This is a genomic window from Pseudoalteromonas sp. JB197, from assembly GCF_002332205.1.
Taxonomy (GTDB): Bacteria; Pseudomonadota; Gammaproteobacteria; order Enterobacterales; family Alteromonadaceae; genus Pseudoalteromonas; species Pseudoalteromonas nigrifaciens.
In genome coordinates, this window is sequence record NZ_NRGZ01000001.1 from 2,938,495 (window position 1) to 2,959,065 (window position 20,571).

5 protein-coding genes are annotated in these 20,571 nt (G+C 44.7%); all 5 read left to right on the forward strand.

Annotated elements, in window-relative coordinates; genetic code table 11:
• The first annotated feature begins 20 nt into the window (after positions 1-20).
• The 5 genes from CIK86_RS13770 to CIK86_RS13790 all read left to right on the forward strand — a co-directional run bounded on the left by CIK86_RS13770 (position 21) and on the right by CIK86_RS13790 (position 20,538).
• Positions 21-3,509, forward strand: coding sequence for a non-ribosomal peptide synthetase (locus CIK86_RS13770; protein WP_024602291.1), 3,489 nt, complete (start codon positions 21-23; stop codon positions 3,507-3,509).
• Complete coding sequence (locus CIK86_RS13775; RefSeq protein ID WP_024602290.1) at positions 3,506-14,980, forward strand: hybrid non-ribosomal peptide synthetase/type I polyketide synthase; 11,475 nt, start codon at positions 3,506-3,508, stop codon at positions 14,978-14,980. The genes CIK86_RS13770 and CIK86_RS13775 overlap by 4 nt, the downstream gene beginning before the upstream one ends.
• Positions 14,980-17,661 (forward strand): condensation domain-containing protein, encoded by a 2,682-nt coding sequence (locus CIK86_RS13780; RefSeq protein ID WP_024602289.1) that lies wholly within the window; start codon positions 14,980-14,982, stop codon positions 17,659-17,661. The genes CIK86_RS13775 and CIK86_RS13780 overlap by 1 nt, the downstream gene beginning before the upstream one ends.
• On the forward strand, positions 17,661-18,665 hold the full coding sequence (locus tag CIK86_RS13785; RefSeq protein WP_024602288.1) for a TauD/TfdA family dioxygenase: 1,005 nt from the start codon (positions 17,661-17,663) through the stop codon (positions 18,663-18,665). The genes CIK86_RS13780 and CIK86_RS13785 overlap by 1 nt, the downstream gene beginning before the upstream one ends.
• Before the next feature lie 1,288 nt (positions 18,666-19,953).
• Entirely contained in the window at positions 19,954-20,538 is a 585-nt protein-coding gene (locus CIK86_RS13790) for a hypothetical protein (RefSeq protein WP_051385869.1), read from the forward strand.
• Positions 20,539-20,571: the final 33 nt, after the last annotated feature.

The following is a 20,571-nucleotide window of genomic DNA, read 5'->3' on the forward strand; positions in this document are numbered from 1 at the left end:
AAATTATTAGGGAATGTATCATGGATATTCAAGCAATTTTAACAATGTGCGAACAGCAGTCAGTAAGTTTATCGGTCGAAGAGGGTAATTTACAGGTGTTGTTTGATGACATGCCAACAGATGAGCTTTTACAGCACCTTAGAAGTAACAAGCCGCAAATTATAGAGTTTATGCAACAGCAGCAGACTCATCAGGTTCAAAGTGGCAACCATGTACCATTGGTAGTGTTGGACCGCAAGCTGGGGCGTTTTCCTGTGTCTCATTCACAGCAGCGCATGTGGTTATTGAACAACATGCAAGGCACAGACAACCAAAACAATGTACAGGCAGTTCTTAAGATCAATGGGCCATTGCAAAAAGCCTGTTTGCAGCAAGCGGTAAATAGCATTTTGGCACGTCATGAAATCTTGCGCACCCGTTATGTAGAAAGCGCCGATGGTGTGCAGCAAGAAATTGTCGAAGTTGCAGGTTTACCTCTAATAGAGCATGACTTAATAAAATCCCAGTCCAGTTTAGAAAGTCAAACGGGTATTGCTACTGATGATTTAAACGGCTCAACAGTCGAAGCTATCATAGATAACTGTGCACGCTATGCATTTGATCTTGCCAAGGCACCTTTATTACGGGCCAACCTGATATGCGTGGCAGAACAAGAGCACCTGTTGGCATTAACTTTACCTATGATTGCAGCTGACGGTGAGTCTTTGAAGATTCTTGTTCAAGAAGTCACTAGGCTATACGCAAGTCTGACTGACAAGCAGGCCGCAAACGTAACTATGCCAGAGCTAAGTTTCCAATATGCCGATTACGCTTCTTGGCACCGGGAATATCTGCAAAGCGACGGTGCACAAGCATCATTGCAGTACTGGCGAGATACTTTGGTGGATTTACCCCAGCTACACAGTTTACCAACGGATCACGCTCGTCCAGTGGCTCAGCAGTATGAAGGAGAGGTGCATTCGTTAGCTTGTAATCCAGCCCTAGCTCAAAAGTTAGAAAAGCTGGCAACTAATAATCAAACATCCCTGTTCGTATTGCTGCAAACGGCTTTTGCCTTGTTAGTGGCTCGCTGGAGTAACGAACAACGCATCGTTATAGGTACTCCGGTGGCGGGTAGAACCCAAAGCCAGTTGCAACACAATGTTGGATATTTTGCAAACAACCTAGTGAACTTGACCCAGTTCAGTGATGAGCACACTTTTATTGATGTTCTTAGTGCCAATAAAGTGAGCTTTGCGAATGCTTTAGATCATCAGGATATTCCTTATGAATATTTAGTGGAGAATATCCAGTATACCCGTACCCAAAGCCATACGCCGTTGTTTCAGATCATGTTCCGCTTACAGCACATTAGTGAACAGCTGATACAAACCAAAGATACTGTTTTTAGTCTGTACCCTTACAAACAATCATTGGCAAAATTTGATTTAGATCTTTGTGTCAATCAGTCTGAGTCAGGTTTGAGCTTTAGTTGGACTTACGCCAAAAGTATATTCCAGCAAGCCTCAATTGAACGCTTAAGCGAGGCGTTTATTAAGCTGCTGGAGGGCATTGTTGTCACTCCACAGGCTAATATTTATGACTATCCCATCGCATCGGAATCAGATTTGGCAAAGATAGCCGCTTATAACGATACTGACATTGATTTTGCCGAAACAGTGACCTGTGAAACCTCAATGCATGGTTTATTTATTCAACAGGTAACACGCCAGCCAAGTGCAATTGCAGTTCGAGATCAATACGGTACTGTTAGTTACGAGGCTCTATTGCGCGCAGCTTACGGTTTAGCGCAAAGACTAAAAGAATATGATTTGCAACAGGAAGAGTTGATTGCTGTTCGTTTGCCAAAGGGTAGAGAGCAGGCGATCGCTACACTGGGTATCTTAATGGCGGGAGCAGCCTATTTACCGCTGGAGGAAAACTGGCCAGCAGAGCGCTGTGACAATATTATCAGCCAAGCGGGTTGTCGATTGTTGGTAAGCCATCAGGAATCACCTTTACTTCTTTCTGAAAAACTGACTTGCATTGATGTGCACAGCATTGAGCCTTGTAACGATGAACTAGCATCCATTTTGGAACGCGTTCCCACAGAGGGAATGGCAAGTCAATTGGCTTATGTGATATTTACTTCAGGTTCAACAGGTAAGCCTAAAGGTGTGGCCATTGAGCACGGTATGGCAGTTAACACCCTGTTGGATATTAACCGCAAATATAGTGTCACTGAGAAAGATAGTGTATTGGCAGTATCTGCCCTGAGTTTTGACTTGTCGGTGTATGACTTATTTGGTTTGTTGGCTGCCGGTGGTGAAGTAATTTACCCCAATGACCACAAAGCCTCAGATCCTAATGAGTGGATGCAGTTACTAGAACAGCACAACATTACCTTGTGGAATAGCGTGCCAGCCTCTGCTGATCTGCTGACGCTACAATTTGAGATGGCAGGGCGTGTTAGTACAGCACCATTGCGCATCGTGATGATGAGTGGTGACTGGATCCCGACTGGGTTGCCAAGCAGACTCTGGCAGCGATTTGAACAGGCTAAGGTATACAGTCTTGGAGGCGCAACGGAAGGCTCTATTTGGTCTATTCATTATCCTATCACGCAAGACTGTAGCAACCTTCCCAGCGTGCCCTACGGTATGCCGCTGGCGAACCAGTACTTTTATGTTCTTAACAAGGCACTACAGCCTGTGCCACTGGGATGTCAGGGCGATTTGTATATTGGCGGTAAAGGTGTGGCCCGAGAGTATTTTAATGACTCTCAAAGAACCCAAGGGAGTTTCATTTGGCATGAGAGATTACAACAGCGTCTATACAAAACCGGTGACCTTGGGCGGCTGCTGAGTGAGGGCTACATTGAATTTCTTGGACGCAGTGATAATCAGGTGAAAATATTGGGCTTCAGAATCGAAATGGGAGAAATTGAAGCCCAACTAAGCAGTGCTGAGCAAATTGAAAAAGCGGTTGTCATAGCGCTAGGCGAGCGCCAAGACAAGAAACTGGTCGCTTACATTGTGCCGACACTAGAGCATCGTCAAGCTGATGAGGAACAGTTCCTGATCCGGGCCATGCAGGAGCGTTTGGCAGTAACATTGCCCGCTTATATGATGCCCAGCGCTTTTGTGGTATTGCACGAATTACCGCTGACAGCAAATGGCAAGTTGGACTTAAAAGCCCTACCTGAAGCTCACTTTTTTGCACCTACTCAGATGGAGGCAGCGCAAACCGACACTGAGCAGCAGTTAGCGAATATTTGGAAGGCTATCTTAGGGGTAGATGAAATCTGCGTGGCGGCTAACTTTTTTGAGTTGGGAGGAAACTCCTTGCAATTGTCTCGTCTTATCTATGAAGCACAAGAAGCCTTTCAGGTGGAGCTTAATATGATGGAAGTGTTTGAACTCGCCACCATTCGCACTATCGCACAATGCATTGATGACAAGTTGTTGAGTCAAAAATTGTCCTCTATTGAGTTAGATGAACAAAGACAAGAACAGGAAGTGTTAATATGATGTCAACTCTGCATAAATTGATTAGTCAGTGCATTGATTTAAATATTGGGTTTGAGCTGGCACAAGACAACATTCGAGTTGTAGGCAACAAAGCTGCTTTAACCCCAGAGTTGTTGCAAGAAATCAAAGCGCAAAAGCCGCATTTGTTGGAATGGTTAAGGGCAAGAGATAACAGTCCTGCCAAGATGAATCAGCGTATTTCTCGTAGAGCCGATTTGGAAGGGCCGGTGCCTTTGTCTTTGACACAGCAGCGAGTGTGGTTAGCTGAACAGTTTAACGATAATAGCAGTCAGTACAATATTTCCGGTGCTATTAAATTGGATGGTCAGCTGTGTATCGATGCGGTGCAGTTTGCGTTGGATAATATACTAAAGCGACACAGTATTTTTCGCAGTGTGTACAGTAGCAGCGAAGACCAAGCTTACATGCGCATTCAGGAGGTGGAGAGTGTACCACTTCCGATAATTGATTTAAGTGCAGATGTAAGCGCAGATAATGAGAGTGACTTACGACAACAACTCAGAAATACTCTTTCAAAATTAGCTAACGAGCCGTTTGATTTAAGCTGTGACCTTAGTCTTCGCTGTCATTTACTAAAACTTAGTGAAGACTCTTATATATTGCTAAGTGTGATGCATCATATCGCCTCGGACGCTTTGTCACTGGGTATCTTTACCCACGAGTTTGCGGTGCTGTACCAAGCGTATGTGGAAGCACAGCAAAAGTCTTTACCGGTGCAGCAACCATTACCACCACTGGAAATTGACTATGCCGACTTTGCCCTGTGGCAAAGAGAACATAACACTGAAGATAATTTAAAACAGCAAATTGCCTACTGGGAAAAGCAGCTAGATGGTATTCCTATGGTACACGAACTACCGTTGGATCACCCCAGAAGTAAATATTCAAATCGCGAAGGTCATGTGTTGGTACAGGACATCCCTAAAGCACTTTTGAATAAGTTGCAGCACTTTGCCAACCAGCACGAAGTGACTTTGTTCATGCTGTTGGAAACTTGTTTTGCCTTGTTGTTATCCCGTTTTAGTGGCCAAAACGACATAGTGTTGGGAACACCTATCGCAGGCCGTACGCAAAAACAATTAGCACCCTTGATTGGATTTTTTATCAATAATGTTGCTTTGCGCACTCAGTTGGATAATGAAACCAGCTTTTTGTCTTTGTTGCAGCAAAACAAGCAAATGATATTGCAGGCATTTAAGCACCAGCAGGTGCCATTTGACATGTTGATCCCAAAACTGGTGGACGAACGACAAGATAGCTTTGCACCAGTATTTCAAATTGTGTTTGGGTTACAACAGGTAAGTGATGCTGAAAAATCTCAATCTTCAAATTTCCAATTGCCAGGTTTACAATTAAGTCATATAGATGCTTCACAAAATCAGGTGAAGTATGATCTGGAGCTTACCGCCTTCGTACAGTCTGATAACCTGTTGTTAAACTGGAGTTACGCGACTGCGCTGTTCTCTTTTGAAACGATTGCGAGATTATCACGCAGCTTTCACTGCTTGTTGGAAGCTGTGATAGCTACGCCAGAGGCTTTAACGAGTACTCTGCCCGTTATCTCTGAATCTGATCGTGCATTTTTACAGGACGTTAATTGCAACCCGCAGGACTACCCAAAGCAGTCTACTGTTATGGAGCTGATCCGCAAGCAGAGCGAGCGGCACCCGCATCGTATTGCGCTAAGCTATGTGGCAAAAGAGGGCATACCGGGGCTGCAACTCTCTTACGCCCAGATGCAGCGGAAAATTGATTTACTCAGTAACTACCTCATCGACGAAGGTATAGAACCGCAACAGCGCGTAGGTGTGCTTATCGACCCGTCATTGCATCTAACGGTTGCCGTTTTAGCCATAGCTCAGGCTGGGGCTGTGTACGTGCCACTGGACTCACAGGCTCCCTCTGAACGACTAGATTTTATTCTCAAAGACGCTGGCATTGAACAGGTTATTTGTGTTTCTGATGTTTTGGCCAAGTGTCCTCTACCAAACACCGATGTGTTATTAATTGATGAGATGTTGGAAGATGACTGGCTGGAGGAATACGCCGAGGATACCTTTCACCTTGAGGTCAAAGTGACGCCACAGGATTTATTGTATGTGCTTTATACATCAGGTTCCACTGGCCAACCCAAGGGGGTAAAAGTTCCCCACTACAGCGTGATAAATTACTTATCTCACGCACTTGAAAGCTACATGGAAGATGACTTTCAAGGGGCTGTAATGAGCTCCCCACTGAGCTTCGATGCAACGGTAACCACCTTTTTCACACCTTTATTGGCTGCTAAGCAACTGGTTATTCTTAACCAAGAACAGGAGGAGTTGTATCAACAACTCTGTCACTACTTGTTTAAAGGTGATGGACAGTGGTTGTTTAAACTCACACCAGCCCATTTAGATTGGTTAGCACAGGCGGGCCTTAGTAGCACTACCAGACACCATATCGTCCTAGGAGGAGAGCAGTTAACGGTTGCCACACTTATGCCTTGGAAACGTGAATTGTTACCAGACAGTATATTCACTAACGAATACGGTCCCACGGAAACAGCGGTGGGCTGCTGTATTTACACTGTTAATCAACTGAGTGATATTCCTAGTGACAAAGTGGCTGTGCCCATCGGCAAGCCAATTGCTAATACCCAGCTTTACGTGATTAACGATGAAAAACTCGCGCCAGTTGGGGCGGTGGGAGAGTTATTGATTTGTGGTGATGGTGTCACCGAGGGGTATTTAAACAGGGATGAGCTGACCCAAGAAAAATTTGGTAGCACTATCCCCAATGTGACGGAACAGCGCTTTTATCGCACAGGAGATAGGGTTCGCTATTTAACGGACGGTAGCTTGGAATTTGTCGGACGCATGGATGACCAGGTTAAAATCCGAGGGTTCAGAATTGAGTTAGGCGAAATAGAATCGTTGCTACTAAAAGATTCGGGTGTGCAGCAGGCGAAAGTTTTGGTCTCGGGCAGTGGTAGTGACAAACAACTAAGAGCCTTTGTGGTGCCCAGCGGTGAACAACCTACAACGTGTGACGAGCTGTTTGCACGGATGCAAGCAAGCTTGCCTCCAGTTATGGTACCTACAAGCATTAAATTCTTGCCGGAACTGCCTTTGACAGCTAACGGCAAGGTAGACAGCAAAGCTTTACAGCAGCTATCCACTGACACTATTCCAGCAAAGCTGGCAGAACCGCAAACTGCTGCCCAGCGTAAAATGTTGGCGTTGTGGCAACAGTTATTACCGGCTGAATTTCTGAACCTGACCGATAGCTTCTTCCGTCAGGGGGGGCATTCATTATTAGCTATGCGCCTCATTAGCGCTATCAGCAAGTCCTTCGGTGTAGCTTTGACTTTGTCGCAGTTGTATGAATACAACAGCATTGAAAAATTGGCTCAGTTAGTGGAGGCCGTTGAGGGCTCTGGCGTGACTAGAATTGCCAAGGTTGATCGAAGTAAAGCTAAGCACATACATCTTCAAAGTGAGCTTGATGATATTGCGCTACTGCCTTTGTCCTTTTCACAACAGCGTTTGTGGTTTATCGATCAGCTTGGTAAAGGCAGTGCTCAGTACAACATGCCAATATCTTATCGAATTAAGGGTAACCTCAATACCCACGTGCTGCAGAAGGTCTTTAATACCATATTCTCCCGCCATGAAATTCTGCGTACTGTGTACTTAACGCATGAAGAGCAGGTGTATCAGCGAGTGCTGGCGGATGAGGCTGAACCTTTGTTCACTATGGATTTGACGCAGCTTGATGACCAGACAAAGCAGCAAAGAATCAAAGATTTTCTTCAATCTGAAGCTGAGACTCCATTTGATCTTAGTTGTGATCGCATGATGCGACCTAGATTGCTAACACTGGCACCACAGGAATACATACTGACTCTTACAACACATCACATTGCATCAGATGGTTGGTCAGAAGAAATCCTTGCCACTGAATTTGAGCTGCTCTACCGAGCTTATCTGGCAGGGGAAGAAAACCCACTTCAAGCAGTGGATATTCAGTATGCGGATTTTTCTGCGTGGCAGCGTAGTGAGCTAAACCATAAAAAACTGGAAGAGGATCTGCAATTTTGGCAAGGCCATCATGCGACTAGTCCAACTCTGCACGCTTTGCCTTTGGACAAGAAGCGCCCAGCAAAACAACAATTTGAAGGCGCTCAGTTCTCTAGATTGCTATCTCTTGAGGTTGCAGATCAACTGGACAGTTTTGCGCGATATCACGACACTACACTGTTTGTCGTATTACACAGTGCTTTTGCCTTGCTGTTGAGTAAATGGAGTCGGGAAAAAGAGATTGTGATAGGTGTACCAGTCGCTGGGCGAAACCATCCTGATGTAGATAATTTGATCGGCTTTTTCGTCAACTCCATCGCTTTACACTCTAGTGTCCATCTCGAACACAGCTTTGAGACCTTAGTGCAACAACACAAGGACATGACCGAGGCGGCATTTCGCCATCAGGATGTGCCCTTTGATATGTTGGTTGAGCACTTGAATGTACCTCGCAGCCCAAGCTATACACCGCTGTTTCAGATCATGTTCAGCCTGCAAAATCAGGCTATGAAAAACCCACAATTTAACGCTGCGCAAAAACAAGTGGCAGACTTGGTGTTTGAGAGTCAGTGGGATGGTAATGTTGGCAGTAAATTTGATTTAGAGCTAATGTCCACTCTGGATGAGCGGGGGTTATGGTTAAATTGGAACTATGCCACTAGTTTGTTTGAGGCCAGTACAATTGAAAGCCTCGCGTTAAGTTTTGAGTGCTTAATAAGCCAATTATTAGCGTCACCTCAACAGCCGGTTAAGCAACTTAACTTTCTTGAATATACCGATTTTCAAAAACAAAAATGTCTTGCCAGTGGACCTGCAACGACTACACCAAAAACTCATATTATTGATTCCTTTAGCGCCATTGTTAAGCAGCACTCACAGGCTATAGCATTGCAAGATAGTGATGGACAGATAACCTTTGCTCAGCTGGAGCAACGCAGTAATCAGCTGGCCAACTGGTTGATGCAACAAGGCATTGGAGCAGGTTGCATAGTGGCTTTAGCCCTGCCGCCTTCGATTGCTCAGGTATATGGTCTGTTGGCTATTATGAAAACGGGTGCCGCTTATCTTCCGCTAGAAACATCATTACCTGAAGCGCGTTTGCAGTATATTGTAGAGGATAGCCAAGCTAAATTAATACTTACTGACACCTCAAGCGTTAGCAAGTTTGAAGAGATTGCCGTTCAAAAAGCGTGCATTGATGATACTCATTTGTTTAGTGACTTACCTGTTACAGCGTGTAAAACGACGTTGAGTTTACAGGATATATGTTATGTGATTTATACCTCCGGAACGACTGGAAACCCAAAAGGTGTAAAGGTCTTGCACGAAGGTTTGAGCAACTACCTAGAGCACGTGACAGAGCGTTATTTTGAAGAGGATACCTGCGGTGCGGTAATGAGCTCAACGTTGAGCTTTGACGCCACAGTAACCACATTGTTTGGCGCTTTACTGACGGGTAAACCTTTGCACATTTTGGACTTGTCTGATGCCTCAATGCTTGCCTCTCAGCTGGAGCAATACCTGTTTCACGATGGCCGTTCATGGCTGTTCAAATTGACTCCTTCACATTTACATTGGTTGCGAGAATGCGGCTTAACTAGATCTACCCGGCATACTATTGTTTTGGGTGGCGAGCAATTAACTAGCAATTGCTTGTTGCCTTGGAAGCAAACATTGCTTCCTGAAGCTGTGTTTGTTAATGAATACGGTCCAACCGAAACTGTTGTTGGCTGCTGCGTCCATTTTGTTCGTACTTTGCAAGATCTTGATGTCAGTCGCGATACCGTAGCCATTGGCAAACCTATTCAAAATACCCAGTTATGGCTTTTGGATAACGACAACTCAGTACCTTTTGGTTGCGTAGGAGAGCTGTATATTGGTGGTCAGGGTCTCGCCCAAGGCTACCTTAATCGAGAAGGGCTTACAAAGGAGAGGTTTGTCACACTAAGCATCGGGCAGAATATGTCACCAGCAGCAACGGTGCAGCCTGAACGACTGTATCGTACTGGTGACTTGGTACGTTATCGAGATGACGGCAATCTAGAATATTTAGGTCGGACCGATGAACAGGTGAAGATCCGAGGCTTTCGAATTGAACTGGGCGAAGTAGAGTCAGCATTGGAACGTCATGAATCAGTAGCACAAGCTTGTGTGCTGGTAGCAGGAAGCGGATCAGACAAGCGACTGGTAGCTTATTTACTGTTGACTTCGCAAAATGACAAAGCTAGCGCTGATGATGTCTCGGTAAGCGTTCGTGAAGTACAGCTGTGGCTTAGAACACAACTAGCCGAATATATGATACCTGCACAATTTTTAGCTTTAGAGGCGTTTCCTCTAACACAAAATGGCAAGGTAGACAAAGCTGCACTGCTGACCTTAAATCCGGCTGATACTTTCGATTTACCTGAGCACGGCAATGATACGGAAATACAGCAAGGGTTAGAGCAGCAGCTCAGCGATATCTGGTGTGAACTATTGCAATTAGAGCGGGTTAGCCGCAATGCCAACTTCTTCGAAATTGGTGGCAACTCAGTATTGAGTATGCAATTGAAAAGCCGTATCGAAAAAACCACCGGATTATCGCTGGAACTTACAGAACTGTTTGAATTCCCAACCATTAAGCGCTTAGCGGCACACTTACAAAGCACACAATCCGATAGTGATGGGACAATACAGCAACAGAAGTCTGGTAAGTCGAGCGGGAATACGCAGCAAGTGGATGAGGATATTGCCATTATTGGCATGGGTCTTCGCTTCCCTGACGCTAATAATCCCTCTGAGTTTTGGGATAACGTGCGCAGTGGCAAGGAATCCCTGCAAGTGTTTAGCGAACAGGAGTTGCTGGATTCCGGTGTGAATAAGGACACTATCGATAATCCCCGCTACGTCAAATCAGGTACATTACTGGATAAAATAGATAAATTTGATGCGGACTATTTCTCCATGACACCCAGAGAAGCGGAGATTATGGATCCACAGCAGCGCTTGTTATTCGAGTGTGCCGTTGAAGCCCTCGAACAGGCGGGTTATGGCGATGATACCCAGGCGCGTCATGTGGGCGTATTTGTGGGGGCTGCTGAGAGCAGTTATCTAGTGCAAAACCTAATGAGCAATGAATCATTGATGCGCAACATGGGCTTGCAGGTCATGCATGCAAATAGTTCCGCATACAGCGCTACTCGTCTGTCTTACAAACTCAACTTGACGGGGCCAAGTATAAATGTTGTCACTGCGTGCTCTACTTCTTTGGTCGCGGTACATCAAGCGTGCAGTAGCCTGCGTATGGGAGAAGCTGACATGATGTTGGCGGGCGGCGTTGGAGTATCCTTGCTCAATAAACAGGGCTATTGGTACGAAGAAGGTGGAATTGTCTCAGCTGATGGGCATTGTCGTGCATTTTCAGAAGACGCTGGTGGCACTCGTGCTGGGAATGGAGCCGGTTTGGTGGTGCTTAAAAGGCTTAAAGATGCCCTCAGAGATAAAGACACCATCTACAGTGTCATTAAGGGAAGTGCGGTGAATAACGATGGGGCCTTAAAGGTTGGCTTTACCGCCCCGAGCATTCAGGGACAAAGTCAGGTTATCGAAAATGCGCTAACTCAGGCAAAAATACCTGCCGATAGTGTTGGCTATGTGGAAACGCACGGTACAGGGACCCCATTGGGAGATCCTATTGAAATAAAAGCGTTGAGCCGAGCATTTAACAGTGGGCGATATCAGCATTGTGCACTGGGCACTCTTAAACCCAACATTGGACACCTTGACACCGCCGCAGGCGTCGCTGGGCTTATCAAAGCAGCATTAGTGGTGAAAAACGGGGAGTTACCTTCTTGTATTAATGTTGGTCAAAGTAACAGCAAAATTGATTTTGCAAATACGCCGTTTTATTTGAATACTGAGCACAGAGCTTGGCCCGAGTCATCATATCCTCGTAGAGCAGGTGTTAGCTCCTTTGGTATCGGTGGCACGAATGCTCACGTGGTATTGGAGCAAGCTCCAGAATCATATAATGATAAAGGACAACTCTCAGCTCCGCTCAAGCGTAGTACCCAATTGTTGACACTTAGTGCGAAAACACCAGAGGCCTTGGCTGAGCTAAAACAGCGTATGGCAGATCATCTTGAAGTTGCCTGCGATACAGTGTCGATGGCAGATATTGCCTACACCTTACAGGTGGGGCGTTCGGCTCATCAATATCGTTATTCGTTAGTGGCGCAACCGAACGTAGAAGTCACAATTAAAAAGCTAAGAGCCAACACATCGCAAAAGGCTGCGGCGCTTGATGAACCGCAAGCCGTATTTATGTTTCCAGGGCAAGGCTCTCAGTATCTAGAGATGGCTAAAGGCTTATTGACCAACGAGCCTTATTTTGCCGAGGTGTTTAACCTCTGTTGTGACCTGTTTGAAGAACATTTAGAAGCCGATCTTCGTTCTGTTATATACCCAGCCTCCGGTAGTGATGAAGCAAAACAAAGTCACTTTGAAAAACTGAATGACACATGCTGGGCACAACCTGCTATTTTTAGTTTGGAATACAGCCTTGCCATGCTATTAAAGCATTGGGGTATTCAGCCGAAAGTGGTGTTGGGTCATAGTATTGGTGAATATGTGGCTGCATGTATTGCTGGCGTGTTCTCTATCGAGGATGCGGTTCGAGTTGTTTCGGCAAGAGCTAAGCTGATGCAAAGCACTGCGCCTGGTAACATGTTTAGTGTCAGAGCTAAGAGTGACACGGTCGCGGCACTTATATCAGGTATCGCTGAAATTGCGGCAATCAATAGTCCTGAGCATTGCGTTGTCTCAGTATCTAAATGTGCTACAGATGAGCTGCTGGATATATTGCGCAGCAGTGAGCTTGAATATCGTTCACTGGCGACCTCGCATGCCTTTCACTCAGCATTAATGGATCCGATTTTGGCCCCCTTTAAAGCTGTGCTAGAAGAGGTAAACTTTACCGCACCACAATGCTTGGTGTATTCCAACCTGACAGGGAAACCTGCTTCAGGTGATGACCTAGTTACCCCACAATACTGGATTGATCATTTAAGACAAACGGTACAGTTTTCCCAAAGCATTCAGAGTGTGATGGATACCACGGAACCTTATGTGTTGATTGAAGTAGGTGCTGGTATTGGGTTGAGTACTCTAGCTCGCAAGCACTCAGCGCAAGGTGCTATGTCCATCGTCTCTACTATGCGTCATGTTCAACAGGAGTTGCCAGACGAACATGTTCTGTGGCAGGCGATTGGAGAACTTTGGTGTTCGGGCATTAAGCTTGATTGGCAACAAATACATCAAGGGCAATCATGTCATCGTGTACCGCTACCTACTTACCCTTTCCAGCGAAAGCGCTACTGGATAGATAAAAAAGACGATAAGTCAGCTACAACTAAACTGGCGAAACGGTCATTGGATAATTGGTTTTATACCCCAGCTTGGCAACGTAAACCGTTACTGGCTGCTAAGCCGTTGCCGACAGGCGAAGCTGAAAACTGGTTGATGATTTCTCAAAACCCCCAGTTGCTGGAGGCGATGGTTAACGTGCCTAGTTTATCAGCGCTGAATATTTTGCCAGTTGTACTACAAGAACTGACGGCAACACATGACCAAAGCATCCGTGCTACCGTTTCTGGCTTCAGTCATCATGTGATACGAAAGGGCATTAAAGACGACTACTTGCAGTTGCGTCAGCAGTTGGCTGAAAATGGCCATGAAGTTCACCGAATTATTGACCTCTCCAGTCTTGAGTTGTCGCGGGAGTTGATTTGTCAAAACACAGTCAATAACGAGAACTTTACACCAGAACAGCAAGTTTGCTCTGTAGGTAGTGGCCAAATTAATCACTTATTGAACCTAGTGCAGGTATTTAATAGCGTCACTGCTCAGTTATGTGTCCTGACTCAAGGAGCAGAGGTGGTATTGGGGGATGAAACTACTTCAGCCCTTGCTGCACTGGTATCAGGTTTTAGTAAAGTGGTACCTCAAGAGTACCCGGCGTTGACGGTTCGTCAGCTTGACTTTGATAAGCTGGATTTTGACCTGCCAGATATGTCGGCGGATGTATTTGCACAGAAACTTAAAGCGGATTTGTTGAGTGATTGTAACGATGCGTTTGTAGCATTTCGTCATGGACAGCGCTGGCTGAAGCAGTTTAGTCAAGAATCGCTTCAATGGGATAGCCAAATAAATACCTATGAAAGTGTCAACCTTCATCCCGTTAAGGTCAGAGAAAAAGGTGTCTATTTGATCACCGGTGGGCTTGGTCAAATCGGCCTGACTTTAGCAAATCACATAGCTGAACAAGCACCCGGAGCTAGATTGATTTTAACCACTACCAGTCAGTTCCCTGCTGAGCATGAGTGGAAGGCTTTACTTGATGATGCTAAGAGGAATAGAGCATTGAGAGAAAAAGTGTCAGCAGTACAATCGCTGCGTGAAGCTGGAGCTGAAGTATTGGTGCGCCAAGCTGATGTAGCTAATATGACTCAAATGCAGCATGTCATACAGGACATTGATGAGTTGTTTGGCCAGTTGCATGGGGTTATTCATTGTGCTGGCAAGGTGCATGGGTCTATGCAAGGAATTGGAGAGCTTACGCCTGAAGATGTGGCGCTTCAGTTTAGTGCCAAAGTACAGGGGACTATGGTACTGGCTCACCTGTTAGAAAAGCAGACTGTGGATTTTTGCATGGTGATGTCTTCATTATCCAGCGTATTAGGTGGACTAGGGTTTGCTGCTTATGCTGCCGCTAATGCCTTCTTGGATACCTTTGTACAGCAACAGCATCAGGCCGGTCATGTTCATTGGTTGGCTGTTAATTGGGATGGTTGGCACTTCAATGAACAGGAAAATGAAAGTTCTGATACAGTCCGCTTTAGCATTTCTGCCCGAGAAGGAGCCAGAGCGTTCAGTTATGCCCTCAATTTTGTGGGCACACCGCAAGTAATAGTGTCCGTACCTGATTTGCAACCAAGATTGGCTCAGTGGGTGAACAACTCTACTGTACGTAGCAATAACACTGAGATGGTTAAAGCGACTACTGTGGACAAGGTTGATCTCGACTTTACCAGTTCTGGAAATGTTGTAGAACAAATGCAGGGCGCGCTCATTGCGTTATGGCAGGATATTTTGGGCGTGCAAGACATTAAACCTGATGATCACTTTTTCTCCATTGGCGGAGACTCTCTGTTGGCTACCCGACTGGTGAGTATGATTAGAGAAGCATTTGGCGTTAGTGAAGAAATGTTTTCCATTCGAGACTTTTTTGCCCAGCCAACCATTGAGCAAATTGCTGAGAAATTGCAAGAAGCCAAGACCGATAGCATGCTGAACTTAAAAAAAGCTGAATTGCTACAGGATGTTGAGGAACTAGAGGAAGGGGTGCTGTAATGTCGGATTTAACTCATGAAGCTCGGCGCATCGTCGCCGAGGCGGAAGCGCAAAACATTGTGTTGTATGTTAAGAACAACCAGCTGGCATTTATGGCTGAGCGGGGAAAATTCCCAGACAGTTTGAAGCTGCAAATCAAACACCACAAGCCGGCTATTATTGACTACCTGTTGAGGTGTCAATTGAATGCAAAAGCCAAGCAGCAAACTAAATTGATTGCAAAAGCACCAGCAGATATGGAGTTGCCCTTGTCGTATGCACAACAGGGGTTGTGGTTTATTGACCAGTTAGACGCGGGTAGCAGCCAATATAATGTGCCAGTTACGCTTGAACTAATTGGTGAGTTGCAAGTTACGGCAGTGGAAAGTGCCTTAAATCGTATAGTGCAAAGACATGAGATTTTACGCACCGTGTATAAAGAAGTGGACGGCAGTCCAATACAGCAGGTCATGCCAGCTCAACCTTTTCATCTAGCACAATATGATTTATCTGAAGTACCTGATGTGGAACAATCCAAGCGCATTCAGGAGTATGCACAGGTAGAGCTTCAGCAGCCATTTAACCTCAGTTTAGATCTGATGCTAAGAGGCTGCTTGTTGCGCTTGTCAGAGCAGCAGCATGTACTTTTTTTGACCATGCACCACATCGTATCTGACGGTTGGAGCCAGGGGGTGTTTAGCTATGAATTCACCTCTTTTTATAATGCTTTTTGTCAGGGCCTACCCGATACGCTCCCTGAGCTTGAGATTCAGTACAGTGATTTTGCGTGGTGGCAGCGACATGAAGTAACGCAGGATAAATTAAATGAACAACTCAACTTCTGGCTAGAGCAGTTAGCAGATATTCCTCTGCAACACAGTTTACCGTTAGACAGGCCTAGACCTGTACACCAGCAGTACCACGGCCAAACTTATAGTTGGCAAGTCGATAACCGGGTGTTAGAGCCGCTGAAAGCCTTAGCGGCGGAGTATAAAACTACGTTATTTGTTGTGATCCACAGTGCATTATCGGCTATGCTAGCCCGCTACAGCGGACAGCAGGATATTGTTTTAGGATCGCCGTTAGCGGGTCGGAGCAATAGTCAGTTGTCTCCGCTATTAGGCTACTTTATTAATACTCTGGTGTTTAGAAGCCGCATTGATTTAGATATGACTCCCCGAGATTTGTTGCTGAAAAACAGAGAGTATGCTGTCAATGCTTTTGCAAATCAGGAGTTGCCCTTTGAGTGGTTAGTGGATGCTTTGAGACACCAAAAGTCCTTGAGCCATAGTCCACTGTTTCAAATCATGTTCACTTTACAAAATAATCCTCCTAGTGAGCTGGTATTAGAGGGCTTAGAAGTTGCTCCTTTTAGTACACAAAATAGTATCGTAAAATACGACATGGAATGGGTGGCAGAAGAAACGGCTGCAGGTTTGCAGATGCACTGTAATTACTCGACAGCTTTGTTTGACCGCTCGACAGTGATGCAAATGGCGGAACATTTAGAAGTCATGCTGTTAAGTTTTATAGAACAAGCAGACGACACTATTTGGCGCTTGCCATTGCAAGGGTTAGAGCAAGGGCGAGAAGCACAGGATCATTGGCAACATTTGAGCTATCCACAAGCTATGGAGGCCGCTTTGAAATGTCGAGGTATTGCACAAAACGCTTTGATTGTGGGGCCAATAGAGCTGGCTCAGAAGATTTGTATTTTACCTAAAAACACGAATACGCAGACCATCGAAATAAAGTCAAAAGCCCAACTACTAGCCGCTATTCCTGATTACCTCACACCAGATGAACTCCTATTTATTGAGTCACCACCAAGCGGTATGACTAAGCGGGACGGAGTGACCATCTTAGAAACTCAGTTTAATGAATGGCACCGTAGGGTGCTTGCGATTAAGCGTAAAGCAATGGCTAGAGCAACTGATTTAAACACCATCACAGGTGGGCAGAGGACGGGGGCGCGAAATAGCGAAACACTTAGTAAGCCTTATAGCAGAGATCAACAGGCTACCCTACAGTTGTGTGCTTTAGTGAGTGATAAATTGCAAAACTCAACATGTAAGCTTGCGATTAGTGAGGGAAGTGCACAGCCTGACTTTAAATCATTACAGTTAAAAATGCTTATAGCCCTACAAGTGTTGTTGCAAATTAGATGGCCAGACCAACCCTGCTTGCTCAAAACGGGTAGTTCCCCTTATTTTTCGACGAATGAGACTCGGTTGCTGTACTTAGATCTAGAATCTAGTACTCAGTTAAAGGATGTTTGTTCGAGTTTTATCACTCAACTTAATAACACTTGCTACTTGCCTCATGATTGGATGTTGGCGCACACAGCGCATGTGCTCCAAGAGCAAGGCCAACAAGTTTTGACAATGGGTTGTTATGCCGTTGATGAGATTGCTCAGGCTGAAACCTCAAAAGAGTTTGGGCTTTTCTATCGCCTTTTCCAAAAGCCAAAGGGCATAGACGGCATCGAATTACATTGGCGTCTTCCTGCCAGCTATAGCACACAGGGCAACCCTGAGAAGTGTCATGAACAATTTCAACTTATTTTAACTAGCGTGCTGGATGCACCCCATCAGACCCTGTCTGATATTCAATGCCTTTTACAACAAGGTACTCAGGCTAAAGTACAAAAAGCCAAACGTTCATTCAAATCTTTCAAAACAGGGTTGACTAAGGAGCTCTAATGAAGTTTGCAAAATGGAAAACTGAAAAAAAAGACAATGCTAGTGCTAACATAGATGCAATCGTAAATCGTTATTTTTTCAAACACGCCCCCAAACTACCTTTGGTATATCACTCCCGATTACCTTCTTATGATCTGAATCGTTGGTATGAGCATAATCGCAGTGTAGTGGAATCGGAGTTAAAGCAATACGGAGCCATTGTATTTCGTGGTTTTCAGATTAAAGACCAGCAAGATTTTTCCCGTTTTACTGAAGTAGCCATTACCCAAAGGGCCGCATATGTTGAAGGAGCGACTCCTCGTACCCACTTAGACGGTGGCATATATACTGCAACTGAATTTCCATCGGATCAGGAAATCGCGCTGCATAACGAGTTATCTTATGTTACCAGCCCGCCGTCCAGACTGGCATTTAGTTGCTTGCAGCCACCCCAAACGGGCGGTCAGACTCAGATCTGTGATGTGCAGGCGGTATTGCGAGCTCTTGATCCGAAAGTCGTTGAGGCTTTTGAGCAAAAAGGCGGTTGGCTACTTAGACGCAACTACCTTGAGGGGTTCGGTCCCACCATCTTTAAAGCCTTTGGTAAGTCTACCTTAGAAGATATAGCCAACTACTGTAAGAGCGTAGACGTATCAATGAAGGTGCTCTCGCCTAAGCATGTTGTTACTGAACAAGTCAGGCCCGCTGTGCATCAACATCCTCAATCTGGACATGACGTCTGGTTCAATCATATCGCCTTTTGGCACCCTTCTAGCCTGTGCCCTAAAGTGCGCGAAGAAATGGATAAGGCGTTTTCAAATGCAGGTTATCCTTATGCCACGTATTATGCTGATGGTTCAGAGATCCCAGAAGAGCACATACAGCATATTCGTCAGGTATACCTTGATAATGAAGTTACCTTTGACTGGAAAAAAGGCGATGTGATGTTGTTGGACAACTGGCAGGTTTCACACGGTCGCAAACCATTCACTGGTAGTCGTCAGGTTTTGGTAGCGATGGGGTAAAAAAGTGTGACAAAATAAGCAATATGGATAGGTACTATTTATCCTTCTATTAACACATGAGGAGTCGTTTGAAAGCACTCCTCATTGAACTCATGCTCTTAATCACGCCATTCAGACTCAATTACACGAAAATAGCCTTAATGCTGTATTGGTAGAGCATTGGCGAACCTCCAAACCATGTTACAGCATATCTATAAACTGCTTGTAATGAATATACAAGCTTGTTCGAGCGTGTTGCTGGATGCAGCAAGTAGCCAGATAAAAGCGTTCAAGGTACCTTGAAGGGAACATTTTATTTTGTAGCTGATATAATGTGAAACATTCTCAGAGGAACGCAGCGCTATTATTGATGAATAATCCTAGGGTGGCTGCTTCATTTGTGTCTTCATGAATTGTGAAATCTAAAAAGTCAATATTGTTTCAAGCTGACATTATGAAGCCTCCCATTCCTATGTTGTGAAAGGGTAGAACGAAACCATGATGTATCATCTTTGCAGCTTGAGGGTGAGATTACTTTCGCACTACCTAGGAGCGAGAACATACGTCTGATGTTTTGATTTCACATGAGGTGGGGTTACAAAAACGCACAAATCTTGCTACTGCTCAGAATAAAATCGGGGATTATCTCGAAACCATTGATTGTTTATATAGCCAAGATCAGCGAAAATAGTGACCAATCACGATTAACAAGACGGGTTTGACTGACGAAGAGCTAAGTGTGCGTTTCTTCTCAAAGTATTTACAACCCCGTGTAAAGACAAAAGAATTCATACTTGGCAAACCAAGATTTTCTTAATGAAATCAATAAGATAATGGCGTTCGCTATCATTTCGCACCCTGATGCCGCCCAGCCTTTCAACGCTTAAAACCACCTTTCATTGCACACCACAATCACATCTCTACGTACTGAATTTAAAGGCTTTTTGTCTTTTTCTTGTTTCTTTGCTTTTCAATGATGTTCAAGCGTAACCTCGGAAAGTGTGTACAAACTTGAGTACAAATTCCGTTTTAGAGGCCTTTGGCGAAAATTCCATGACACAAACCTGGCTGTAGGCCATGTGGTTAGTGGGTTTGACGCAATGAGGAGACTAAAGCTTTTAATAGTTTTAAGGACTTACTTACTCAATCAGCAATTTCTTATCAACATATCATCGAGAATGAAAAAGTCATTAAATATGTAATTTCATCTGCTCATAAAAAATTAAAAAATATAAGAGCTTTTAATTCCGATGCCGCAGGATTGATCGTTGCTTCATCTGTCGGTCACGCTACCAAAATAGCAGTGCTTATGAAAGCTTGGTTTAATGAAAACAGTACTGTAGTGACATACAGAGAAAGTGACTCAACTACTATTATTCAACAGTTTAGACATTCAACAAGTAAGTGGATTATTTTAGTTGGGATGATAAGTGAAGGTACTAATATTCCTCGACTACAGGTTTGTTGCCACCTAACTAATATTAAAACAGAGATGCACTTTAGGCAGATTTTGGGGCGAATTCTGAGAGTAACAGATTCTACAAACCAAGAAGCTATTATATATATGCCCGCAGAGCCTAAACTGGTGGAATACGCCTACCGTGTTAAACAGGACGTCCCCTTTGAAGCAGATATAGTTAAATTTGATACTATAAAGCCAGAAGTTGATACCGGTATTAATGCAGAAGAGGTGACTATTTTATCTGGTGATACTAATTTGAGCCCTTTTAAATATGAGCTTCAACTTAGAGATATTGATACTGAAAAAACAGATTTTGAGCAGGCGAGTGATGTATCTGAAAAGTGTTTAATATCTTCTTATGAACAGACAGTAAATATATTTGGCCGGTTTAAGCAAGAGGCGATAGCATTGGGGTTAAGCGAGTTAAGGTAATTGCCGTTAAGCTCTCACAGCTTTTTATTCACG